Origin of the sequence: Streptomyces sp. SID11385 (assembly GCF_010548245.1) — a bacterium.
In the GTDB taxonomy this organism is placed as follows: domain Bacteria; phylum Actinomycetota; class Actinomycetes; order Streptomycetales; family Streptomycetaceae; genus Streptomyces.
In genome coordinates, this window is sequence record NZ_JAAGLR010000720.1 from 1 (window position 1) to 6,936 (window position 6,936).

Consider the following 6,936-nt stretch of genomic DNA (forward strand, 5'->3'; position numbering starts at 1 on the left):
GTCCGCGAGGCCGGGGGCCGGGGGCGGTCCGCCGCGCGCGGGGACCTGGCGCGAGGGCGCCGCCTCCGGCCCGCGTGCCCCGTCGTCCCGTCCCGCGTCCCCCTCCCGCAGGGTGCCGAGCAGGTGCCGCAGCCCCGAGAGGGTCTCGCGGCCCGCCCGCTCCACGACGAGCATCGCTTCCCTGGCCTTCTCCGGCTGGGTCTCCACGACCCGCGCCGCCGCTCCGGCCTGGAGGGCGATGACACCGATGGTGTGGGCGACGGTGTCGTGCATCTCGCGGGCGATGCGCAGCCGTTCGGCCGTGACGGCCTGTACGGCGGCCCGCGCGTACAGCTCTTCGGTGTGGGCGCGGGCCTGGTGGACCGCGTTGCCGATGAGCCAGGCGACGGCGGCGGTCAGGGCCAGGAAGGGCTCGGGGGCGACGCCCGAGTCGTCCCCGAAGAGCGGGCGGAGGACGAAGTAGCAGGCGAGCGCGGCGAGGGTCGCGGCCCCCGCGGTGAGCGAGGTCCGCCGGGGGCGGACGGCCGCGAGGCAGTAGAGGGCCACGTCCGTAGCCAGGAACTGGAGCGGCGGGATCTCGTCCTGGCGCCAGGCCGCTGTCGAGACGAGCGTTCCGGCGAGGACCAGTACGTACGCGGGCAGGGGGCGGCGGCGCAGCAGCGTGCTGCCGGTCAGGGCCAGCGCGCAGGCGAGCGCGAGGAGCGCCTTGGCGGCGGGCGCGTCGAGTCCGTCCTCGGGGTAGCTGAGCGAGTACCCGGAGCCGCGCGGCAGCACGACGTACTCCACGATGGGGTACAGCGCGGCGACGAGCCACGCCAGCGCCGTCCACAGCCCCGGCGGGAGGCGCTTGACCAACGGCGAGGGAGCGGACGAGGACGACGACGCGGGCGGGGACGCGGATGCGGACACGTGGCGAGCGTAGCGACGCGGCGGCGCAGAGGCATCAATCCCAGGTTGTACGACTGGGGTTGACCCGGGCGTCCAGCGATTGTCCGCCACGGTCCGACGACGGGCGGGGTCCCGTCCGGGGAGCGTGGTCCTCGTGATCGAAGTCAACGCACTCACGAAGCGGTACGGCCGTGCGACGGCCGTCGATGACCTGACCTTCACCGTGCGCCCGGGCCGCGTGACCGGCTTCCTCGGGCCGAACGGCGCGGGCAAGAGCACGACGCTGCGGCTGATCCTGGGCCTGCACGCCCCGAGCGGCGGCAGCGTCACGGTCGACGGGCGTGCCTTCCGCGACCGCCCGCGCGGGCTGCGCCACGTCGGCGCCCTCCTCGACGCGCACGACGTGCACGGCGGGCGCAGCGCCCGGGCGCACCTGTCGGCCCTCGCCCGGAGCAACCGCGTACCGGCCCGCCGCGTGGACGAGGTGCTGCGCGAGGTCGGCCTCGCCGACGCGGCACGCCGCCGTGTCGAGGGGTTCTCGCTCGGCATGAAACAGCGGCTCGGCATCGCCGCCGCGCTGCTCGGCGATCCGCCCGTACTCCTCTTCGACGAACCGCTCAACGGCCTCGACCCGGAGGGCGTGCGGTGGGTGCGCGGCCTGTTCCGGCGGCTCGCCGACGAGGGCCGCACGGTGTTCGTCTCCAGCCACCTCATGTCCGAGACGGAGCAGACCGCCGACGATCTGGTCGTCGTCGGGCGCGGCCGGCTGATCGCCGCGCAGAGCCTCGATGCCTTCGCGGCGCGCGGCACCGGCGGGAGCGTCCTGGTGGGCACGCCCGCCGCCGCTGCCCTGAGCAGCCTCCTCACGGCCGAGGGGGCGAACGTGCGCGCGGAGGGCGAACTGCTCGCCGTGCGCGGCGCGAGCGCGGACCGGATCGCCGGGATCGCGATGGCCCACCGCATTCCGCTGCACCATCTCACCACCCGGTCCGCGTCCTTGGAGGAGGCGTTCATGCAACTCACCGCCGACAGCGTGCAATACCCCTCGGGAGGCCGACGGTGACCGTCGCACGCCCCACAGCGCCCATCGTCGGCGAACGCCGCGAACCCCTGGCATCCCGACCGCACTTCGCCGATGTCCTGGCCGCCGAGTGGATCAAGCTCCGCTCGTTGCGCTCGACATGGATCGCACACGGCGCCACGGCGCTCGCCGTCCTCGCGATCAACGTCGGTACCGCGTACGACACTTACGCCCACTGGGGGGAGCGAAGCGCGGACGGGCGGGCGGCGTACGTCCGGGACGGGCTTCCGCTCCAGGTCGCGTTCACGGCGAACGCCGCGCTCGTCATGATGCTCGCCCTCGGCGCCCTCGGCGCGGTCGCGCTCCTCGGCGAGTACAGCACGGGCACGATCCGGACGACGTTCGCCGCCGTCCCCGCACGCGGCTCCGTCCTGGCCGCGAAGACGGTCGTCGTCGCGGCGGTCGCCACCGTCTTCGGCGCGGGCGTCGCGGGGGCCTCGTTCGCGTGGACGCAGGCGGTGCTCGGCGGGCGGGGCGCGGGCATGTCGATCGGCGACCCCGGCGCCCTGCGCCTCGTCCTGGCCTCCGCTCTCCTCGCGCCCTTGTGCGCGATGACCGGACTGGCCGCCGCCGCCCTCGTGAGACGCACTTCGGCGACCTTGATCGCGGTGGTCGTGCTCGTCCTCGTCCTGCCCGTCGCCCTCACCGACGGCCGCCGCTGGTCGGCGGTCGCCGGGCACGCCACCCTGTTCCAGGCGTGGTCACGGCTCACGGACGCCGGCGCGTCGGGCACCGGCTTCCCGTGGACGACGGGCGGGGCGTGGACGGTGTACGGGGCGTGGGGAATCCTCGCGGGGCTGCTCGTCGTGGCGGCGGGGCGGCGGGGGGATGTGTGAGGGCGCGCGGAAATCCCCTTGCGCGCCCGCCGGGCCGTTGAGAGGTTCCCCCGGTGGACGATGACGTGATCATGTTGCGCAGGGCCGGGGAGCCGGACGCTCGGGCGGCGGCGGAGGTGTGGTTGCGGTCGTTCGCCGCCGCGTTGCCGGGGGTGCGGCGGGCGCACGCGGACGATGAGGTGCGGGCGTGGTTCGCGTACGTCGTGGTGCCGGAGCTGGAGACGTGGGTCGCGGAGGCGGGCGGCGGGGAGATCGTGGGCGTACTGGCGCTGTCCGAGGGTGAGTTGGAGCAGCTTTATCTCGCTCCCGAGGCGCGCGGGCAGGGGCTCGGCGACCGCTTCGTGGCGCTCGCCAAGGAGCGCCGGCCGGCCGGGCTCGATCTGTGGACCTTCCAGGTCAACGCGCCCGCACGGCGTTTCTACGAGCGCCACGGTTTCGTCGTGGCCGAACTGACGGACGGGGCCCGCAACGAGGAGAAGGAGCCGGACCTGCGGTACGTGTGGCGACCGTGAGCGAGCAACTTCCGCCGGGCGGCGTGGAGATGGACGAGGCGGCGTTCGAGGCGGGCTGGGCCGGGGCCTGGCACCCCGCGCGGGCGGCGGAGCGCCTGCGGGGCCTGTCCGTGCCGTGGTGCGTCGCGGCCGGGTGGGCGCTCGACCTCTTCCGGGGCGGGGAGCCCTCACGGCCCCACGGGGATCTCGAACTCGCGGTGCCGGAAGCGGGGTTCGCGGAACTCGCGGCCCGTTTCCCGGAGTACGTGTGGGACGGCGTCGGGGACGGACGGGTGTATCCCGGCTCGGGCCCGGTCCCCGGCTCGCACCAGACGTGGCTGCGCGACCCCGCGACGGACCGCTGGCTCCTCGACGTCTTCCGGGAGCCGCACGAGGGCGGTACGTGGATCTGCCGCAGGGACCCGGCGATCCGCCTCCCGTACGCGGAGATCATCGCGCACACGCCGGACGGCACCCCCTACCTCGTGCCGGAGGTGGTGCTGCTCTTCAAGGCGAAAGCGGCGCGACCGAAGGACGAGGCGGACCTCGCGGGCGTGCTGCCACTGCTCGGGGCGGAGCGTCGGGAACGGTTGCGGGGGTGGCTGGAGCGGGCGCACCCGGGGCACGCGTGGGGCGAACGGCTGGGCTGAGGCAGGACGAGGGTGGCGCGGCGCGGCGCGGTCAACCCTCGCGCCTTGAAACCCCCTTCGGGTGAAACGTCACCCATCGGGAGCAAAAGGCGGGTCTCCGGGCATTGTTCGGGTAGCACGTTCCGTAGTCGACCGATGGCGCTCCGCCACCACCCCGAAGGGACCCCGTGGGACTGTCACGCGCGTACGGAGGCCCCCTCACCGAGGGCCCCACACCCGCCTCCGCATCGGCCGAAGCGCCACCCCTTCCGTATCCGAGCGGCTGGGCGGCGCTCGCCTTCTCGGAGGAGCTTCCGGTCGGCAAGGTCCTCACGCGGCCCCTCGCGGGCGAGGACGTCGTCCTCTACCGCCTGCGCTCGGGCGAGTTGCGCGCGATTCGCCCGTACTGCCCGCACCTCGGCGCGCACCTCGGGCTCGCGAAGCTCGAAGGCGACGACCTCGTCTGTCCCTTCCACGCCTTCGCCTTCGGCCCGGACGGCACCTGTGTCCGTACGGGGTACGACACGCCGCCGCCCCGCTCCCCGCTCAGCCGCCTCCACGTCCTGGAGGCGAACGGCGCGGTCTTCGTCTGGCGCCACCACGAGGACCGCGAGCCGTACTGGACGATCCCCGCCTGGCACGAGATCGGCCACCGCCCCGCCCGGTACGCCGCCTTCGAGTTCTCGGGGCACGCCCAGGAAGTCATCGAGAACTCGGTGGACTACGGGCACTTCGCGACGCTGCACGGCTGGAAGAAGGCCGAGATCCTGGAGCCCCTGACGTACGACGAGGACACCTTCCACCTCACGATGCGCGCGACCGAGTCCGCCCCGCTCATCGGTGACTTCACGGTCGACGTGGACGTGCACGGGTACGGCCTCGCCTGCCTGCACGCCGATATGTACACGCCTCGCGTGGGCATGCGCATGTGCACGATGATCCTGCCGACCGCGATCGGCCCGCACCGCATGCAGTTCCGCCAGCGCAACCGGATCGCCTTCTCCGAGCCCGGCACCCTTCCGGCGCCCGTGGCGAAGGCGGTGAGCCGGACGGCGGCGCGCGTCTTCGAGGGGCTGCTCTTCAGGTCGAACATCGAGTTCACCGCGGCGGACTTCCCGATCTGGGACACGAAGAAGTACGTGCAGCCGCCCAAGCTCGGCCAGGGGGACGGCCCGATCGGTCCCTTCCGCCGCTGGGCCAAGCGCTTCTACCCGCCCGAGCCGCTCTCCGCGGTCGTCGCGGCGCGGGAGCCGGAGGCACGCGAGGGGGCGGGTCGCGTGATGCGGTAGGCGTCCCGTACGCAGAGGTTGAGCAGCGTCGCGAGCAGGATCAGGCCCGCGCACACGCCGAGGACCACGCCGTCGCTCCACAGGTGGGCGGCGAGCGCGACGAGGAGGTAGCCGAAGGGGATGGCGAGGCGTTCGCCGATGTTGTTGAAGGCGGACATGCGGCCGAGTTCGCCCTCGGGCACGTGGCTCTGGAAGGCCGTCGTCCAGGTCACGACGGAGACGTCGAGCAGCACTCCGGCGAGCACCGCGCCCCCGAGGACGTAGCCGAGCGGGAGCCCGGCGGCGAGCACGGCGAGCGGGAGAGCCAGTCCGGCGCTCGCGAGGATCGCGACGACGAGCAGCCGCCGGGGCCGCCAGCGCAGGCACACGAGCGTCCCCGCGAGCAGCCCGCCCGCGAGCGCCGCCTCCACGAGCCCCCAGTCCCTCGCCCCGCCGTAGCGCGCCGCGGCGGTGAGGGGGCCGAGGAGCTGGAATCCCGCGAGCCAGGCCGCGACGACGACCGTCCCGGAGAGCGTGTACGTCCACAGCCACGTACGGCCGAGGAAGGCCCGCCACCCGTCGCGCAGCTCGGCGAGCGGCCGGCCCATCGCGAGCGGTGCGGGGAGGCGGAGTCCGCGCAGCAGGACGGCGGCGACGGCGAAGCTCGCCGCGTCCCAGCCGAGCGCCCACGCGGGCCCGCTCGCCGCGACGAGGAGCCCGGCGGCGACCGGGCCGACGAAGCGGACGGCGTTGGTGGGCAGGCGGAGCAGGGTGTTGGCGCGCTGTACGTGCTCCAGCGGAACGAGCTGTCGCAGGGCGCCCTGGGCCGCGGGGACGCGGAGGGCGGTGGCGGTGCCGGAGACGAGTCCGCACACCGCGACCGTCGCCGTACTGGCGTACCCCGTCCCGACGAGCGCGGCGAGCACGCCCTGCGCGACGGCGGCGAGCGCGTTTCCCGCGAAGAGCAGCCGGCTGCGGGACATCCGGTCGGCGAGCACTCCGCCGAGCACCACGAACACGACGGTCGGCACGGTGTTCGTCGCCAGCACGACACCGAGCGACCCGGCCCCGCCACCCTGCCCGATGACGGCGTAGGCGAGCGCGAGCGGCGCCATCGCCGACCCGGTGGCGGAGACGAGGTTCGCGAGGAGGAACCGGCGGAAGGGGGCGAGGCGGAGCGGGGAGGCGGGGGTCGCGGTCATGTCCTCGGGAGGGGTGAGTGCTGCCTCGGGGGGCGGGGGTCCGGGGGCGGGCAGGGGCGGCGGGGCGTGGCCCCAGGGGGCAAGGTGTGCGTGGTGGGGGCACGCTATTCCGCCCGCACCCGGCCGGGGGCCCGATCCGGCCGGGTGCGCACTCGTTCCGGATGCCGCGTTGGGGCGCGCGTGCTCCCCTGGAAAGGGGGTACCCGGGCGCACACGACCCCGGCCCTCAGGGAAGGAGCCTTGCCATGGGCGAGCCCGACGAGACCCGCGAGCGGCTCGACGCGATGCGGGAGAAGGCGCGTGAGCTGAGCGACAGCGCGGAGCACGAGAGCGATCCGAAGGAACGCGAGCGACTGGCGCAGAAGGCACGCCGCCTGGAGTCGCTGAGCGAGCAGGAGAGCGACATGCGCAGCGGGGACATCTACCCGATCGAGTAACCGGGGAGAGCCCGGCCGTGACCGGTGCGGCGGACGACGGGCGGCGAGCGGCGGACGGCGGGCGACGCACAGCGGACGGCGGACGACGCCCGGCACACCGCACG

The 6,936-nt window shown here is 74.5% G+C and carries 8 protein-coding genes; 6 read left to right on the forward strand and 2 right to left on the reverse strand.

Annotation, left to right across the window (positions count from 1 at the left end):
- Positions 1-909: histidine kinase dimerization/phosphoacceptor domain-containing protein (locus tag G3I42_RS21825; RefSeq protein WP_164288417.1), on the reverse strand; the 909-nt coding region annotated here is incomplete at its 3' end.
- A gap of 133 nt (positions 910-1,042) precedes the next feature.
- Between G3I42_RS21825 and G3I42_RS21830 the strand changes: the two genes are divergently transcribed.
- The 5 genes from G3I42_RS21830 to G3I42_RS21850 all read left to right on the forward strand — a co-directional run bounded on the left by G3I42_RS21830 (position 1,043) and on the right by G3I42_RS21850 (position 5,214).
- Complete coding sequence (locus G3I42_RS21830; RefSeq protein ID WP_343244619.1) at positions 1,043-1,951, forward strand: ABC transporter ATP-binding protein; 909 nt, start codon at positions 1,043-1,045, stop codon at positions 1,949-1,951.
- Positions 1,948-2,805, forward strand: coding sequence for an ABC transporter permease (locus G3I42_RS21835; protein WP_164288421.1), 858 nt, complete (start codon positions 1,948-1,950; stop codon positions 2,803-2,805). Before G3I42_RS21830 ends, G3I42_RS21835 begins: the two co-directional genes overlap by 4 nt.
- Positions 2,806-2,858: 53 nt before the next feature.
- Positions 2,859-3,317 carry a GNAT family N-acetyltransferase gene (locus G3I42_RS21840; RefSeq protein WP_164288423.1) on the forward strand — a complete coding sequence of 153 codons (459 nt, stop codon included), beginning with the start codon at positions 2,859-2,861 and terminating at the stop codon, positions 3,315-3,317.
- Positions 3,305-3,946, forward strand: a complete 642-nt coding sequence (locus G3I42_RS21845) for a hypothetical protein (RefSeq protein WP_164288425.1) — start codon at positions 3,305-3,307, stop codon at positions 3,944-3,946. Before G3I42_RS21840 ends, G3I42_RS21845 begins: the two co-directional genes overlap by 13 nt.
- A 167-nt stretch (positions 3,947-4,113) precedes the next feature.
- A complete protein-coding gene (locus G3I42_RS21850) occupies positions 4,114-5,214 on the forward strand; it encodes a Rieske 2Fe-2S domain-containing protein (RefSeq protein WP_164288427.1) in 1,101 nt (366 codons plus the stop codon).
- Here the strand turns inward: G3I42_RS21850 and G3I42_RS21855 are convergent.
- The gene (locus G3I42_RS21855; protein WP_164288429.1) at positions 5,133-6,395 is read right to left on the reverse strand and encodes an MFS transporter; all 1,263 of its coding nucleotides are present in this window, start codon (positions 6,393-6,395) and stop codon (positions 5,133-5,135) included. The genes G3I42_RS21850 and G3I42_RS21855 overlap by 82 nt on opposite strands.
- Positions 6,396-6,640: 245 nt before the next feature.
- Here G3I42_RS21855 and G3I42_RS21860 point away from each other — a divergent pair, with 245 nt between their 5' ends.
- A complete protein-coding gene (locus G3I42_RS21860) occupies positions 6,641-6,832 on the forward strand; it encodes a DUF6381 family protein (RefSeq protein WP_007823283.1) in 192 nt (63 codons plus the stop codon).
- The last annotated feature ends 104 nt before the right edge of the window (positions 6,833-6,936 follow it).